At 68.2% G+C, this 14,373-nt stretch carries 13 protein-coding genes; 5 read left to right on the top strand and 8 right to left on the bottom strand.

Going from position 1 to position 14,373, the window contains the following annotated elements; all coding sequences use genetic code 11:
• The first annotated feature begins 54 nt into the window (after positions 1–54).
• Genes ABZ863_RS26345 through ABZ863_RS26335 form a run of 3 tightly spaced genes read left to right on the top strand, consistent with a single transcriptional unit; the run spans position 55 to position 2,719 of the window.
• A complete protein-coding gene (locus ABZ863_RS26345; RefSeq protein ID WP_358540688.1) occupies positions 55–570 on the top strand; it encodes a YbaB/EbfC family nucleoid-associated protein in 516 nt (171 codons plus the stop codon).
• Positions 564–872, top strand: coding sequence for a hypothetical protein (locus ABZ863_RS26340; protein ID WP_358540685.1), 309 nt, complete (start codon positions 564–566; stop codon positions 870–872). The genes ABZ863_RS26345 and ABZ863_RS26340 overlap by 7 nt, the downstream gene beginning before the upstream one ends.
• Positions 869–2,719 carry a hypothetical protein gene (locus ABZ863_RS26335; protein WP_358540682.1) on the top strand — a complete coding sequence of 617 codons (1,851 nt, stop codon included), beginning with the start codon at positions 869–871 and terminating at the stop codon, positions 2,717–2,719. The genes ABZ863_RS26340 and ABZ863_RS26335 overlap by 4 nt, the downstream gene beginning before the upstream one ends.
• A 264-nt stretch (positions 2,720–2,983) precedes the next feature.
• On the opposite strand, the gene ABZ863_RS26330 is transcribed toward ABZ863_RS26335, so the two are convergent.
• The 6 genes from ABZ863_RS26330 to ABZ863_RS26305 form a co-directional block, all read right to left on the bottom strand.
• Positions 2,984–3,265, bottom strand: coding sequence for a hypothetical protein (locus ABZ863_RS26330; RefSeq protein ID WP_358540679.1), 282 nt, complete (start codon positions 3,263–3,265; stop codon positions 2,984–2,986).
• A gap of 511 nt (positions 3,266–3,776) precedes the next feature.
• Positions 3,777–4,514, bottom strand: a complete 738-nt coding sequence (locus tag ABZ863_RS26325) for a DUF6796 family protein (RefSeq protein WP_358540676.1) — start codon at positions 4,512–4,514, stop codon at positions 3,777–3,779.
• A gap of 303 nt (positions 4,515–4,817) precedes the next feature.
• A complete protein-coding gene (locus ABZ863_RS26320) occupies positions 4,818–6,086 on the bottom strand; it encodes a peptidoglycan DD-metalloendopeptidase family protein (RefSeq protein ID WP_358540674.1) in 1,269 nt (422 codons plus the stop codon).
• Between the two features lie 146 nt (positions 6,087–6,232).
• Positions 6,233–7,480: an MFS transporter gene (locus ABZ863_RS26315; protein ID WP_358540671.1), complete on the bottom strand. Its 1,248-nt coding sequence runs from the start codon at positions 7,478–7,480 to the stop codon at positions 6,233–6,235.
• The gene (locus ABZ863_RS26310) at positions 7,477–8,568 is read right to left on the bottom strand and encodes a PLP-dependent cysteine synthase family protein (RefSeq protein WP_358540669.1); all 1,092 of its coding nucleotides are present in this window, start codon (positions 8,566–8,568) and stop codon (positions 7,477–7,479) included. The genes ABZ863_RS26315 and ABZ863_RS26310 overlap by 4 nt, the downstream gene beginning before the upstream one ends.
• Positions 8,569–8,622: 54 nt before the next feature.
• Positions 8,623–9,006, bottom strand: a complete 384-nt coding sequence (locus tag ABZ863_RS26305) for a hypothetical protein (protein ID WP_358540666.1) — start codon at positions 9,004–9,006, stop codon at positions 8,623–8,625.
• 267 nt (positions 9,007–9,273) lie between these two features.
• Here ABZ863_RS26305 and ctaD point away from each other — a divergent pair, with 267 nt between their 5' ends.
• Entirely contained in the window at positions 9,274–11,052 is a 1,779-nt protein-coding gene (ctaD, locus tag ABZ863_RS26300; protein ID WP_358540663.1) for a cytochrome c oxidase subunit I, read from the top strand.
• A gap of 43 nt (positions 11,053–11,095) precedes the next feature.
• Here the strand turns inward: ctaD and ABZ863_RS26295 are convergent, their stop codons facing one another.
• Both ABZ863_RS26295 and ABZ863_RS26290 read right to left on the bottom strand, forming a co-directional pair.
• Positions 11,096–13,108 carry a cation-translocating P-type ATPase gene (locus ABZ863_RS26295; RefSeq protein ID WP_358540660.1) on the bottom strand — a complete coding sequence of 671 codons (2,013 nt, stop codon included), beginning with the start codon at positions 13,106–13,108 and terminating at the stop codon, positions 11,096–11,098.
• Complete coding sequence (locus ABZ863_RS26290) at positions 13,105–13,467, bottom strand: metalloregulator ArsR/SmtB family transcription factor (protein WP_358540657.1); 363 nt, start codon at positions 13,465–13,467, stop codon at positions 13,105–13,107. The genes ABZ863_RS26295 and ABZ863_RS26290 overlap by 4 nt, the downstream gene beginning before the upstream one ends.
• Before the next feature lie 224 nt (positions 13,468–13,691).
• Here ABZ863_RS26290 and ABZ863_RS26285 point away from each other — a divergent pair, with 224 nt between their 5' ends.
• On the top strand, positions 13,692–14,351 hold the full coding sequence (locus ABZ863_RS26285; protein WP_358540654.1) for a thioredoxin domain-containing protein: 660 nt from the start codon (positions 13,692–13,694) through the stop codon (positions 14,349–14,351).
• The last annotated feature ends 22 nt before the right edge of the window (positions 14,352–14,373 follow it).

Here is a 14,373-nt window from a genome sequence, read left to right as displayed (position 1 = left end):
CGCATGCCGTGCTTTGGTTCTCAGGCGGTGAACCGACTAGAGCGAGGAGTGGGTGTGCAACCGAATCTGAGGCCGGGAGAGGACTTTCAGCATTTCCTCGACCGGCAGGTCCAGGAAATGCAGCAGAAGGCGTCAGCGCTGTCCGAGGCGTTCGCCGAGTCGGCCGCGACGGTGAGCTCCCGGGACGGTTCCGTGACCGTCACCGTGGCACCCAACGGTGCGCTGCGGAACCTGCAGCTCGGCGCCAGAGCCTGCGAGCTGGGACCGGCCAGGTTGACGGCGGCGATCATGGACACCGTCCGGCTCGCTCAGAAGCAGACGGCCCGCAGCATCGCCGACTCGTTCTCCATCATCAACGGACCGGGCGAGTCGACGGACCTGATCCGCTCCTTCCTGCCGCCCGAGGACGAGCCCGACGCCGACGTCGACCAGAGCAAGTTCGCTGACGAGGAGCCCGAGCGGGAGGCCACGCCGCCGCCTCCGGCACCGCCGGTGGTGCCGCCGCCCACGGCCCGCAGGCCGCGCCCAGCCCGTAAGGACGAGGACGATGACGAAGAGAGGCCATGGTGAGTGGTTTCGAAGTCGAGTCCGAGCGGCTTCTCGAGTTCGGCAAGCACCTCGACGAACTCGAGACCAACCTCAAGGCGACCGCGGGCCTGGTCGGTGGCTGCGTCGGCGACGTCGGGCTCTGGGGTCTGGTCGGCCAGCTGTTCGGCACGATCGTGATCGAGAACTGCCAGAAGACCGAGCGCCAGTTCAACGACTACGGCAACACCATTGCCGGGTTCTCCGACAAGATCAACGAGGCGGCGAAGCGGTATGAGGCCAGCGAGGCCGAGGCCGGCGACTCGATCCTGAGGTACAAGGTATGAGCGACTACGAGAAGGGCGACGTCGGTCTGCACGACCACGCGGACCTCGTGCAGGGTGACGCCGCCTTCGCGGGCGCCGGGTTCATCGAGTCCGCGTACACTTTGGACAAAGCCCGCCAGGAAAATGACCAGGTCGGCATAGGGATCGGCGCGGCGGGCATGGCGCTGGAGACGCTCGGCCTGGTGCTCGACCCGATCGGCAGCGTGCTCTCGTACGGGATCGGCTGGCTCATCGAGCACATCTCGGTGCTGCGCTGGCCGCTGGACATGCTGATGGGCGATCCGGTGGGCATCCAGGCCGCGGAAGAGGCCATCGCCGCCGAGAAGTCGAAGCTCGAGGAGTGGTCCAACCAGCACAAGACCAAGCTCACCGAGCTTCTGGGCGGGTGGGCGGGTGATGCCGCCGACGAGTTCAAGCGCAACATGGATGCCGTGGCCGATCAGTTGGTCGTACTCGGCGGCTATGTGGAGTCCGCGGCCAAGAGCATGAAGATCGCCGGAGCTGTCGTCGGCGTCTTCCGTGGCCTGATCCGTGACATGATCGCGATGCTGCTTGCCACGATCATCAAGGGCGCGCTCATCGCGGCTGCCCTCGCCCCGGTCACGTTCGGAGCCTCGATCGCCCTGTTCATCGGCACCACCATCGCCGGGGTGGCCGTGGCGCTCGGCAAGATCGGCACCCAGATCGCGGACCTGACGGCGAAGCTGACCAAGCTCGGTTCCTCCCTCGGCAAGCTCGGGCAGGCCGGTGACGAATTCGTCGCCGCCGGCACGGCCGCCACCAGCTCGGGGACACGCGGCGGCTCGTCGGCCATGCCGACGGGGGGAGGTACGCCGAGGGCGGGCGCCGGCGACGCACCGTCGATGAATGGTGGGACCGGGCCCGCGACGCATTCGGTGGACACGGGAACTCCTCCCGCCTCCAGCTCGGGCAACGGGGGCAACTCGTCCCCGGCACCGGCCGGTGGCTCGTCGTCTGGTGGCTCGTCGTCGACGCCCGACCCGTCGCCGGCGCCGAGGCCGGGTGACAACAGCACTCCTCCGCCCGCGTCAACGCCCCCGCCGGCGGGAAGCACGCCGACCCCCAGGCCGGAGTTGCCGAGGTTGCAGATTCCGGAGACGGGCAACCCACCGTCAGGTGGCGGATCGGTCTCGTCGGTGCTCGACGGGGGCTCACCGGGCTCGTCGTCGGCAGGTGCGGACCAGTTCTTCACCCCGCCGCAGTCGCCCGTGCCGGGTGGGGGCAGCACGCCGCCGTCGCCGGTGCCGCCGCCGTCGCCGGTTTCGTCGGTGGGTTCGGACGAGTTCTTCACGCCGCCGCAGTCGCCCGTGCCGGGTGGGGGCAGCACGCCGCCATCACCGGTGCCGCCACCCTCGCCCACGCCGAGCGGCAACCACACCCCGGGTGGGAGCACGCCGGACCCCGCGGGCGGCAACCACACTCCGGGCGGGAACACCACTCCCGACCCGAACACCTCGTCCAATGGCGGGAACACACCGGGCGGGAACACCACACCTGACCCGAGCACCCCGCCGGGCCAGCAGCCTCCAGGCCACGGACGTCCGGAGGGGATCCCGGACGCTGCGTTCAAGGAGGCCTTGACGGCGAAGCTGCAGGAGCAGGGAATCGACCCGCAGATCATCGACCGGGTCGAGCACATCGGCAACTACACCAAGGAAAAGCTCGGGGATTTGATCAAGCCCGAGAACGCGGACAAACTCGAGTCAGTAGTGAAAACCCTCACCGATCCCTGGTACGGCAACCGGGGTTTCATCGGAAAGATCATCACTGACGTCATCAAGAGCGTTGTGCCGGCGGCAGGGCCGGGCGGCGACGAAGAAGAATGACCTACGGCAGTGCGGTGCACGCAACGTGTGCCGCACTGCCCCGATCTTGTATTCGTTTGTTTGACCAGTTCAGAGTTGGGTGCCCCCGGCGGGAGTACCAAAGGATGGGAACAGGGCTGACCAGCGGTTTCATGCCGGCAGCCTGGTGGTCGAGTCATCGTTCGGGCAGCCCGGCCCTAGTAACCCCAGTGGGGCGGGCGCGTGGGCTCGCCCCAACCGGGACTTGCTTCTCACTCCGCGACGCGCAGCATGACGCCGACCGGTTCAGCGCTCGCGCATCGACTCACGGATCTCGGCGAGCTTGTCCTTGGCGGCCTGCTTCCGGTCGGCGATCTTCTTGTCCTCGTCGGCGAGGCTCCTTCCGGTGCCAAGCCCGGCGAGCTCGCCGTTCGCCTCCGCCGTGGCGGAGCGTTGTTCGATCTTGCCTCGCACGTAGTCGAACGTCGGCATGCCATCGGCCGTGTAGTCCGGCTCGGCACCCTGCGGCAGGCCGCCCTGCCACGGCTCCGTGCCGGAGGCTTCGTTGTCGCGAGTGGGGTCGTTCATGTCAGCTCTCCGTCCTGTCTGCTTCCCCCGACCGTAACGCGGCGGCCGTGCGCGGGTCGACGCGCTCGCGCAGGATCGCGGATGACGCCGCCCCGGATGCCGTCGCGCGGCAACCTTTTCCCGCTCCGGGCGAGTTCGTCGACATCGACAATCGACGCTGCACGTCATCCGTTCCGGTTCCGGCAGTCCCGCGGTGGTTGTCCTGCCTGCGTTGAGCACGCCGGCCGTCGAGTGGGTCCGTGTGCAGCGTGCGCTGGCCTCCTTGACCGACTCGACGGTGTTGCTCGTGGATCGGGCGATTCCGAACGCGCCGCGCGAGCACCCAGACGTCGTGGCGCGGCTGGCTACGCGACGAGGGCGGAAGAGTGAGCGTGCTGGCAGGCACTTACCGTCGAGTTGCGCGAGCCATCGGCTCGTCCAGCTGTTTTTCGCTGCTGACAAAGACGACTCGGGCTGTGTCCCCTCGGGCCTTTCTCGTAAATCGTTGTGTCTGCTGGAAAAGCCTGCGTCATCAGGCGGTTCCTGCTCGCCGGTTGCGCCAAAGCAGCACGGTACTTGCCCCGAGGCTGATGATGCTGCCGAGGTTGACTCCGGCGCCCTGTAATGCGTATCGGGCGCGACCCGGCAAGATGTTGGTTGCGGTGAGGGCGGTCGCTGCGACGATGGGCGCCAGCGGTGCGACGAGCGGACCCGACCAGCGTGGATAGGCCGTGTTTCCGCGTCGGATCGCGTCGATAATCAGCCCGGATGCTGCCACCGTCGCAACGCCGAGCGGGACATAAGCGCTGACGGTGGCTCGTTCGAACGCTTTGGCCGTGGCAAGTAGCCTCTCCCGGGCGCGGGCATCCTCGCCCAGGGCGTCCAGGTCTTGGTAGATCCGTCCGATGTGGAAGAACGAGCCATGGGTGAACGATGTCCAGGCCAATCCGGCAGCCAGCAGCAGCGACGGCGGCAGCGCCTTTCGCTGGCCGGCCGGGGCCAAGCCCTGGTACACGTGCCACGCGGCCGCGAGGTAGAGGGGCGTTGCGTATACGCCGGTCAGGGCGCCTGCGGCGAGCCGGTTCGTGGATGCCGGCACCATCGACAGCAGTGGCATCAGTGGTTTGTTCACGTCTTCGAGCCCCTGGAGCGCGGGGTGTTTCTCGGGGTCGGCCTTCCGGCCGAGTAGCAGTACGTCACTGACGGCATAGGCCGCTGCCGCTGCCACCCCGGCTAGTCCCGTCGCGCGGACCATGTTTCGTCGCTTCATGGTTTCAGTTCGCTCCTTGACTTGGATGGTCTTGGCCGAGGGATCACGGTGCGTAATGGGTGAGCCTGATGGCTTCGTGCTGCCCGTTCACATAGTCATACTAATACGTATTGATGTGTTGATGTCAAGTGGTGGAGATGTGGGTTCATCCAGTAGATGGACACTTTGCCTGCGCACGACGCCGAGAACAGCGTGGCCGATGAACATCGTCGATATGTCCGTCGTTCGGCCCGCGTCACCGGCGTCGCGCCGCCGCTCAACCAACTCCGCGCTGACGGCAACGTGAGCACCCAGGTCAGGCTCTCAGAGTGAGACGCCATTCGCGCGCAACCAGAACAGCGGATCTATCTTGCTGCCGTTCTTCAGCACCTCGAGATGCAGGTGTGGGCCGGTGGACTGGCCGCGGTTGCCCACCGTGGCGATCAACTGTCCCGCGGCCACGCGCTGACCCACGGAGACCAGGTTCTCGTTGATGTGCCCGTAGACGGTGATGATTCCGTTGTCGTGGCGCACCCGAACCCAGAGCCCGAACCCGCTCGCGGGGCCGGACGAGATGACGACGCCATCGCTGACCGACACGATCGGCGTGCCGATACTGTTGGCGATGTCGAGTCCGTAGTGGATCACACCCCAGCGTGGTCCATACGTCGAGGTGATGACGCCGTAGGTGGGAGCGACCACGCCGCCCGCGGGCCGGGAGCGGATCGGTGCCGGCCCCGGATTCGCCGGTGAGGACGCGGGCGGATCCGCTTGTGCGGCGGCGGCCTGTTCGGCTCGCTTGCGTGCCTGCCATGCGGTGTAGTCGCGGCGCCGGCCCTCCAGTTCCGCGAAGGCCTGCTGGGCCTGGGCGAACTCGGCATCGAGGGATTGCTTGCGCTCGAGCAGCTCGGCGCTGTGGAGCTGGGCGGCGGTCTCGTTGGCGACGGCGGCCCGGTAGGCGCGATCCGCCTCGATCTCGGCCTGTGTGGCGGCTTGCTCCTTTCTGTTCGCTTCCTCGCGGACAGCGCGCGCCGCGGAGTCGGCGTTGGCCATGTCCGTCACGGCGCGCTGCATCGCCTCCCGCGCGTCCAGGCCCGAGTCGCTCACGGCGTTCAGCAGCGACGAGCGGGAGAGCAGGTCCTTCGGACTGTCCGCGCCGATGTAGGCGCTGAGCGAACCGACAGTGCTTCCCTGGCGGAAGCTCGCGGCAGCGAACCGGTCGAGTTCCCGCTGCGCGGTCCGTAGCTGGCTGATCGACGCGTCGACCTCCAGGCGGGCGTTGTCGGCGGCCACCTGTGCGGCCTCTGCCTCCGTGCGGGCTCTCTTCACATCGCGCTGCGCTGCCGTCACGGCGTCGTATTGGGTGGAGAGTTCGAGCTGCGCGGCGGACACCGCGGCCTCCGCCTCGGCGACCTGGTTGGCGAGGCTGCCGACGCGCTCAGCGGCGCGCGTGGCTTCCGCGCTGCTGGCACGAAGCTCATCGTCGCCAGGGTTCGGGGGAGGGGGTGGCACCGCAGCGGCTTGCGCCGGCAGCGCCAGCACTAGGACTACGGCCGCGAGCGCGCCAGGAAGCACATTGCCACGCCTGGGCATGCTCGACCACCTTATTGACAACTATCAAGCATAGTATTAATTGTATGCTGCCGTAACATCAGCCTCGTTGGCAACATGAGTCACCCTCGTGAGCGATCACCGGCGTGGTCGGCCGCAGTCGACGTGCGGCCCGGCGACCGGTGAGCTCAGCTCACGGTGACGGGACGCCGTTCCAGCCGCTCGCCGCGCTCGAGCAGACGAACGCCGTACGCACACGCTCCGCCCACCGCGGCGAGCACTGTCCAGGGCGCCCACGGCACCCCGTTGTCCCGTGCGAGATCGAGCGCCGCGCCAGTGGCGAGGTTGCCGATGGCGATGCCGATGCCGCAGATGGTGTTGTAGAGGCCGTAGTGGGTGGCGACGAACTGGTCTCCAGACAGGGTGACGATCGTGTCCATTTCGAACGGGAACACCACCACGGTCCCGAGCGTGAGCAGCGCGACGGAGACCACCATCGGCCCGAAGGTCCACAGCGGTCCTGAAGGGCTGGCGGCCGTCACCACTGGTGGGAGGAAGGCCAGCCCCATCAGCGTGAGCCCCGTGGCCAGGCAGCGGCCGTGGCTCCATCGGCGACGGCACCACGCCGTGATGCGCAGCTGGCCGACGATCGCGAGCGCACCGGACACCGCGAACAGGACGGCCACCTCGATGGTGCCGATGGTCTCGGTGGGTGCGAGCCTGCGGGTTTCCAGCGGCAGCGCCAGATACACCTGGAACGACAGGACGTAGGACCCGATCATCGTGGCGGAAAACGCGAGGAAGCGCCGGTTGTTCATGGCCACCCGCCAGCCGTCGAGCAGCGAGGTCCGTGCCTGCTCGGAGCGGCGTTCGGGCAGCGACCGGACCTGCAGGACGGTCAGGACGAGGAACACCACGGCGGCGACGAGGCAGGTGAGCTGGAACGCGACGCCGGTGAGTGCTAGCCCGATCAGCGGGCCGAGCAGGATGCCGGACTGGTAGAACACGTTGAACAGGGCGAAGGCCTCGACGCGCCGGTTCCCGGCGTCGGCGGCGACATGGGCACGGACGGCAGGGTTGAACAGTGCGCCGGCGAAGCCGGTCGCTACGGAGGCGACGAGCAGCGCGGGTACCGAGTCGACCAGTCCCAGCATCGCGAACCCGGCGGTCCGCAGGGCGCATCCGGCGACGATGAGTGGTTTGTAGCCGAAGCGGTCGGCCAGGCTGCCACCGAGCAGGAACATGCCCTGCTGGGAGAAGTTGCGCGCGCCGAGGATCAGGCCGACGAGCCACCCTGCCAGCCCGAGACCGAGCGAGAGGTGAGCCGCCAGGTAGGGCATCAGCATGTAGAAGCCGATGTTGATGGTGAACTGGTTGACTGCCAGCAGGCGCACCGGCCGGTCGAACGAGCGGAACTGGCGCACGATGTCGTTCACCGGTCACCTCCGGTGTGCGCGGCGAGTGGGTCCAGGACGGTGGTGCACCGGGTCCAGCGCTGGACCTCCCGCTCGCCGGGGTCGGCGAGGGCGTCCGGCTCGTCCGGTGGTGGTGCGTCGAGCAGTCCGTGTTCGTGGCAGTAGCTGTCGTTGTAGACGGTGTCGAAGTAGCGTTGCGGGCCGTCGGGGAAGATGGCGACGATCCGGGTGTCTGCGGGGTTCGTGCGGGCGAGCCAGCCTGCGACGAGCGCGACGGCGCCGACGCTCCAGCCGCCGGTCGCGTACTGCGAGGCGGCCAGCTTGCGGCAGGTCACCACGGACTCGCGCGGGCTGACCCAGTGCACCTCGTCGAAGGCCGCGTAGTCGACGTTGCGGGGGTAGATGCTCGAGCCGAGGCCCCGCATGAGCCGGGCGCGGGCGGGCTGACCGAAGATCGTGGAGCCGACCGTGTCGACACCGACGAGTCGCAGGTGGGGGTGGTGGCGGCGCAGTTCCCTGGTGATGCCCGCCGAGTGCCCGCCGGTGCCGACCGAGCAGACGAGCACGTCGACGCGGTCGAGCTGCTGGCTCAGTTCGACGGCGAGTGGCGCGTAGCCCTCGACGTTGTCGGGGTTGTGGTACTGGTCCGGACAGAAGGAGCCCGCGTGCTCGGCGAGCAGGCCGGCCACCCGCCTGCGACGGGCCTCCTGCCAGCCGCCCGTGGGGTGCGGCTGGCGCACGATGTCGACGCGGGTGCCGTAGGCCAGCAGCAGCCGGTGCACGAGCGGCTCCATGCCGGGGTCGGCGACGAGCGCGACGGGGTGGCCGTAGGCGATCCCCGCCAGCGCGAGACCGAGGCCGAGCGTGCCGCTGGTGGACTCCACGATCAGCCCGCCCGGCCGCAGCTCGCCGCGCTCGCGGGCGCGGGCGACCATGTGCAGGGCAGGGCGGTCCTTCATCCCGCCGGGGTTGTGGCCTTCGAGCTTCGCCCAGAATCCCTTGCCGTCCTTGGTGAACGGCGCGTCGATCCAGACCACCGGGGTGTTGCCGACGGAGTGTGCGCGGTGGGCGTGCGTGCGGGCAGGGGGAACGAGGTCGTGCGAGAGCATGCTGATCCGTTTCGTGCTGTGCGGTGACGGTGAAGGGCTGGCGCGGGCCGCCTGTCAGGTCCTCAGCACGCACAGCGCGTGCAGCAGGTCGCGGCCGGAGTCCGGCACGGGCGCGTCCGGGCACAAGCGGATCGCCGTCGCAGGCCACTGCCCTCCGACGGTGTCGAAACCCTCCGGGCCGACCGACGGCTGAACGCCGGACGTTATGGCGGTGTCGTCGTTCGAGCGAGGGACCGCGACGCAGTGCGCGTGTTCCGGCGGGGAGTGACATGGATCGGGGTCGCAGTCGTTGGCGGACTGAACGAGCTCCTGCGACGCGGTGATGGAGTGGTCGGCGGTCGCGTCGTAGTCGCCGAGACCCGGCACGCTGTGACAGACGAAGTACGCGAGCAGTACCAGGAAACCCAGCCCGAGACGGGTGGTTACGCATGTACGCATCGCGTTTTTCTGGTGCCCCACAGTAACCACAACGTACCGGCAATCACGACCGCGGAGCGCGACCGGACGGTGCCTTCACTCGGTCGTGTCAGTGCTCGCCGGGCTAGCATCCGCGGATTTCCCTTTGCTGAACTGGGTTTTCGCGATCGGACTATCTACTAGATGACATCGTAAGACTGCTAACCCTGGGGTGCTGAGATATCAACTACCTTTGGTCGTACTATCAAGTTTAGTAGTTTGAATGTGGCCGAGGAACGGAGTTCGAGCATGGTCGTGACACCGGTACGGGTCGCTGCGGAGTCGTCACCGGTGCGGATCGCACCGAAGGGCTCGTATCTGCTGCGGTTGTTCTGCACGACGGACCACAAGCAGATCGGCATCATGTACCTGGTCACGTCGTTCGCCTTCTTCATGGTGGGCGGCGCGATGGCGATGTTCATTCGCACCGAGCTGGCGCGCCCCGGCCTGCAGTTCCTGTCCCAGGAGCAGTACAACCAGCTGTTCACCATGCACGGCACGATCATGCTGCTGCTCTACGCGACGCCGGTGCTGTTCGGCTTCGCGAACTACGTTCTCCCGCTGCAGATCGGCTCGCCCGACGTGGCGTTCCCGCGGCTGAACGCGTTTTCGTACTGGCTCTACCTGTTCGGCGGGCTGACCGTTGTGGCCGGGTTTCTCACGCCGGGCGGCGCGGCGGACTTCGGCTGGTTCGCCTACACGCCCCTGTCGAACGCGATCTACTCGCCGGGCGCAGGTGCGGATCTCTGGATCGCCGGACTGCTGGTGTCGGGCCTGGGCACGATTCTCGGCGCGGTCAACATGATCACCACGATCGTCTGCCTGCGCGCTCCCGGTATGACGATGTGGCGGATGCCCATCTTCACCTGGAACATCCTGGTGACCAGCATCCTGATCCTGATCGCCTTCCCGATCCTTACCGCCGCGCTGCTCGGGCTCCTCGCGGACCGGCACCTCGGGGCGCACGTGTTCGACCCCACCACCGGCGGGGTGATCCTGTGGCAGCACCTGTTCTGGTTCTTCGGCCATCCCGAGGTCTACATCGTCGCGCTACCGTTCTTCGGCATCGTGTCGGAGATCTTTCCGGTGTTCAGCCGCAAACCGGTCTTCGGTTACAAGGGCCTGGTCTGGGCCACGCTCGGTATAGCGGCGCTGTCGGTGTCGGTGTGGGCGCACCACATGTACGCCACCGGGGCGGTCCTGTTGCCGTTCTTCTCCTTCATGACCTTCCTGATCGCGGTGCCGACCGGCGTCAAGTTCTTCAACTGGATCGGCACGCTGTGGAAGGGGCGGCTGACCTTCGAATCCCCGATGTTGTTCTCGGTCGGCTTCATGGTCACGTTCCTCTTCGGCGGTCTCTCGGGCGTGCTACTGGCGGCCCCGGCGATCGACTTCCAGGTCTCCGACTCGTACTTCGTGGTGGCGCACTTCCACTACGTGCTCTACGGCACGATCGTGTTCGCCACGTTCGCCGGTATCTACTTCTGGTTCCCGAAGATGACCGGCCGGATGATGGACGAGACACTGGGCAAGCTGCACTTCTGGACGACGTTCATCGGCTTCCACGCGACGTTCCTGGTGCAGCATTGGCTCGGCGCGCAAGGCATGCCGCGGCGCTACGCCGACTACCTGCAGTCCGACGGCTTCACCACACTGAACACGATCTCCACCATCGGCGCCTACCTCCTCGGTGCGTCGACGCTGCCGTTCATCTGGAACGTCTTCAAGAGCTACCGCTACGGCGAGCGGGTCACGGTGGACGACCCGTGGGGCTACGGCAACTCCCTCGAGTGGGCCACGAGCTGTCCGCCGCCGAGGCACAACTTCGCCGAGCTGCCCCGGATCCGCTCCGAACGGCCCGCGTTCGAACTGCACTACCCGCACATGGTGGAGCGCTTGCGGCACGAGGGTGAGATCACCTTCACCGGCAAGCCCAAGGTGCACGTGGGCGCGCAGGTGTCGGCACAGGCACTCACCGAGGCCGCTGTCACTGGTGAGCACACGCGGGACAACGCGAGCGAGAAGTAGCCTCCGCCGGTAGTACGGTCGCCTGTACTGGATCCGGCTGTCCTCAGTTCCGGCGGACGGACAGGGTCGGGCCGGCGACGACCTGTGTGTCCACGGCATCGGTGGCGCAGCAGGAGCAGCTGTCGTCCGGAGCCGGTGGCGGCGTGGTTCCCGGGAGCGGGCGCAGCCTGCCGGCCCGCACGCCGTTACCGATGACGAACACCTCGGCGAGCTCGTGGATGAACACCACGGTGGCGAGGCCGAGGATGCCGAACGCGGCCAGCGGGACGAGGGTCAGCACGATCGCCGCCGAGAGCGCGATGTTCTGCAGCATGATCGCGCGGGCCCTGCGGGTGTGGGCCAGCGCTTGCGGCAGGTGCCGCAGGTCGGTGCCCATGAGTGCGACATCGGCGGTCTCGATGGCGACGTCGGTGCCCATGGCGCCCATGGCGATGCCCACGTCCGCGGTGGCAAGCGCGGGGGCGTCGTTGACGCCGTCGCCGACCATGGCGACCGGGCCGCGATGCCGGTCGCGCAGCTGTTCGACGAGGGTGGCTTTGTCCTCGGGGCGGAGTTCTGCGTGCACGTCCTCGATACCCGCCTCGGCCGCGAGCGCGCTTGCGGTGCGCGCGTTGTCGCCGGTGAGCATGGCCACGCGCACGCCGCCGGCGGTAAGTGCCCGGACGGTCTCCTCGGCCTCGGGGCGCAGGTCGTCGCGGATGCCGATGATGCCGACGACGGTGCCGGCGTGTTCGACGACGGCGACCGTGGTGCCGGCGTCCTGGAGCCGGGTGACCTCGGGTCCGAGTGCGCCAGGGTCGACCCAGGTGGGCTTGCCGAGCCGCGCGGGGGCGCCGTCGACGATGCCGGCGAGGCCCGCACCCGGAACCGTGGAGACGTCCTGAGCGGGCACGGGTTGCGGTGCGGCGGCGAGGATCGCGGCGGCGAGCGGGTGCTCGCTGCGGGCCTCGAGTGCGGCGGCGACCGCGAGGACCCGCGCGCCGTCGCCGCCGTTGGTGGCGATGACCTCGGTGACGGCGGGATTGTTGCGGGTGAGCGTGCCCGTCTTGTCGAGTGCCACGGTGCGCACGGTTCCGAGCGTCTCGAGTGCCGCGCCGCCCTTGACCAGGACACCGAGACGTGTGGCGGCGCCGACCGCGGCGATCACGGTGACCGGGACGGAGATCGCCAGCGCGCATGGGGCGGCGGCGACGAGCACCACGAGCGAGCGTTCCAGCCAGGTCACGGGGTCCCCGAACAGTGCGCCGAGCCCGGCGATGAGCGCGGCGAGCACCATGACGGCGGGCACCAGGGGCCTGGCGATGCGGTCGGCGATGCGCTGGCGTGCACCCTTGCGGCGCTGCGCGTCCTCGACCGTTCGCACGACCTTGGCCAGGGAGTTGTCGGCGACGGTCGCGGTGGCCTCGATGGTCAGCACGCCGTTGCCGTTGATGGAGCCGGCGAAGACCTCGTCGCCGGGGCCCGTCTCGACCGGCATCGACTCGCCGGTGACGGCCGCGGTGTCCACACTGGAGCGTCCGTCCACGACGATCCCGTCGCTGGCCATACGTTCTCCCGCGCGCACGAGCATCCGGTCGCCGACCCGCAGCTCTCCGGGAGCGACTACGGTCTCCTCGCCGTCGCGGAGCACGGTGACCCGCTCGGGTACCAGCGCGAGCAGTGCCCGCAGGCCGCGACGGGTGCGCGAGAGCGAGTAGTCCTCCAGCGCCTCACTGATCGAGAACAGGAACGCCAGCATGGCCGCCTCGGCCACCTGACCCAGCACCAGCGCACCGATCAGGGCGATGGTCATCAGCGTGCCGACGCCGATGCGGCGGCGCCAGAGTGCCCGGAGTGTGCCGGGGACGAACGTCCACCCGCCGAGCGCGGCTGCCGTCAGGTGCAGAGCCAGGCCAGCGGGCTCCGAGCCAAGCCAGCCCGATAGGTAGCCCGCCGCGACCAGCACGCCCGCCGTACCGGCGAGCTGAACTTCACGGACCTGCCGCAGCCGCCGCGGCTGTTCGTCGTGCTCGTCATGGTGCTGGTTCTCGCCGGTGTCGCAGCACTGCGCACTCATGCCGGATCAACCTCAACCTGGGGTGCGCCGACGACGTCCAGGAGCAGGTGGGCGTGCGACGTGAGCCGGTACATCACCAGCTTGCCGTCGCGGCGCGATGCGACCAGCCCTGCCGAGCGGAGCTGCCGCAGGTGGTGTGACACCAATCCCTGCGACGAGCCGACGATCCAGGCGAGGTCGCAGACGCACAGCTCCTCGCCCGCGTGTAGAGCATGTGCGATCCGCAGCCGTGTCGGGTCGCCCAACGCCTTCAGTCGATCCGCCCTGACCTGCAGCGCGCCGGGTTCAGGGAGTGCCCTGCGCAGGCTCTCGGCGTGGTCGAAGTCGATACACAGCAGATCGCAATGGTCGGCACTCATGCCATCAATCTAACGCACGTTGATATGTTTGGACAACTTTGGATAGTCTGCGCTACGTCACGCCGTCGATGGCTTCGTGGCTGCTCGGCGCAGCCGGGGGCGGCCGGTCGGTCAGGTGTGCGCCGGTCCCGCTCTTGTACAGTCCGGGACGGGCGCGTTGTTTGCCGCATTTGCTGAGATCGTCCCTTTTCGTGGACCGACTGAATGACACGAGGAAGCACCGTATGACACGCAATCTCAAGGTCACGATCGTCCTGGTGGCGGTAGCCACAGTGGCGGTCGCCGTGTTGCTCGTGGTGTCCAAACCGGACAGCGCGCCGCCCACGGAGGCCGGGCCGCGAAACGAGCTCGGTGAGGTGCTTGTGCGCCCAGACAGCCACCGGTTGTCGACCGCGCCGGACGGCAAGGTGACCCTCGTCGAGTTCCTCGACTTCGAGTGTGAGGCGTGCGGCGCCGCCTATCCTGCGGTGGAGCAGCTTCGTAAGGAGTACGCGGGCCGGATCACCTACGTGGTGCGGTACTTCCCGGTTCCCAGTCACCCGAACGCCGAGTTGGCGGCGCGCGCCGCGCAGGCGGCCGCCGAACAGGACTCCTTCGAGGGGATGTACATGGCCCTGTTCGAAGGGCAGGCCGAGTGGGGTCACCGCGAGTCGCCGCAGCACGAGGTCTTCCTTCGTTACGCGCGCGAGTTGGGGCTCGATGTCGAACGGTTCCGCGCCGACCTGGACAGCGACGCGGTCGCGGAACGGGTCCGCCGGGAACAGGCCGATGGAATGGCCGCCGGGGTGCAGGGCACGCCGACCTTCTTCCTGAACGGCGAGCAGATCTCGCCGGGTTCGCTGGGCGATCTGCGGTCCGCGGTCGAGTCGGCGCTGGCCCGGTGAGCGCCACCGTGCCGGACACCGT

The organism is Saccharomonospora sp. NPDC046836, assembly GCF_040645195.1.
Lineage (GTDB): Bacteria > Actinomycetota > Actinomycetes > Mycobacteriales > Pseudonocardiaceae > Prauserella_A.
This window is presented reverse-complemented; position numbering and strand designations above follow the sequence as displayed.

Bases quoted from the DNA above. Each gene is read 5' to 3' on its own strand.
- ABZ863_RS26340 (WP_358540685.1), top strand. From the start codon at position 564: ATGGTGAGTGGTTTCGAAGTCGAGTCCGAGCGGCTTCTCGAGTTCGGC.
- ABZ863_RS26335 (WP_358540682.1), top strand. From the start codon at position 869: ATGAGCGACTACGAGAAGGGCGACGTCGGTCTGCACGACCACGCGGAC.
- ABZ863_RS26330 (WP_358540679.1), bottom strand. From the start codon at position 3,265: ATGAACGACCCCACTCGCGACAACGAAGCCTCCGGCACGGAGCCGTGG.
- ABZ863_RS26325 (WP_358540676.1), bottom strand. From the start codon at position 4,514: ATGAAGCGACGAAACATGGTCCGCGCGACGGGACTAGCCGGGGTGGCA.
- ABZ863_RS26320 (WP_358540674.1), bottom strand. From the start codon at position 6,086: ATGCCCAGGCGTGGCAATGTGCTTCCTGGCGCGCTCGCGGCCGTAGTC.
- ABZ863_RS26310 (WP_358540669.1), bottom strand. From the start codon at position 8,568: ATGCTCTCGCACGACCTCGTTCCCCCTGCCCGCACGCACGCCCACCGC.
- ABZ863_RS26305 (WP_358540666.1), bottom strand. From the start codon at position 9,006: ATGCGTACATGCGTAACCACCCGTCTCGGGCTGGGTTTCCTGGTACTG.
- ctaD (WP_358540663.1), top strand. From the start codon at position 9,274: ATGGTCGTGACACCGGTACGGGTCGCTGCGGAGTCGTCACCGGTGCGG.
- ABZ863_RS26295 (WP_358540660.1), bottom strand. From the start codon at position 13,108: ATGAGTGCGCAGTGCTGCGACACCGGCGAGAACCAGCACCATGACGAG.
- ABZ863_RS26290 (WP_358540657.1), bottom strand. From the start codon at position 13,467: ATGAGTGCCGACCATTGCGATCTGCTGTGTATCGACTTCGACCACGCC.
- ABZ863_RS26285 (WP_358540654.1), top strand. From the start codon at position 13,692: ATGACACGCAATCTCAAGGTCACGATCGTCCTGGTGGCGGTAGCCACA.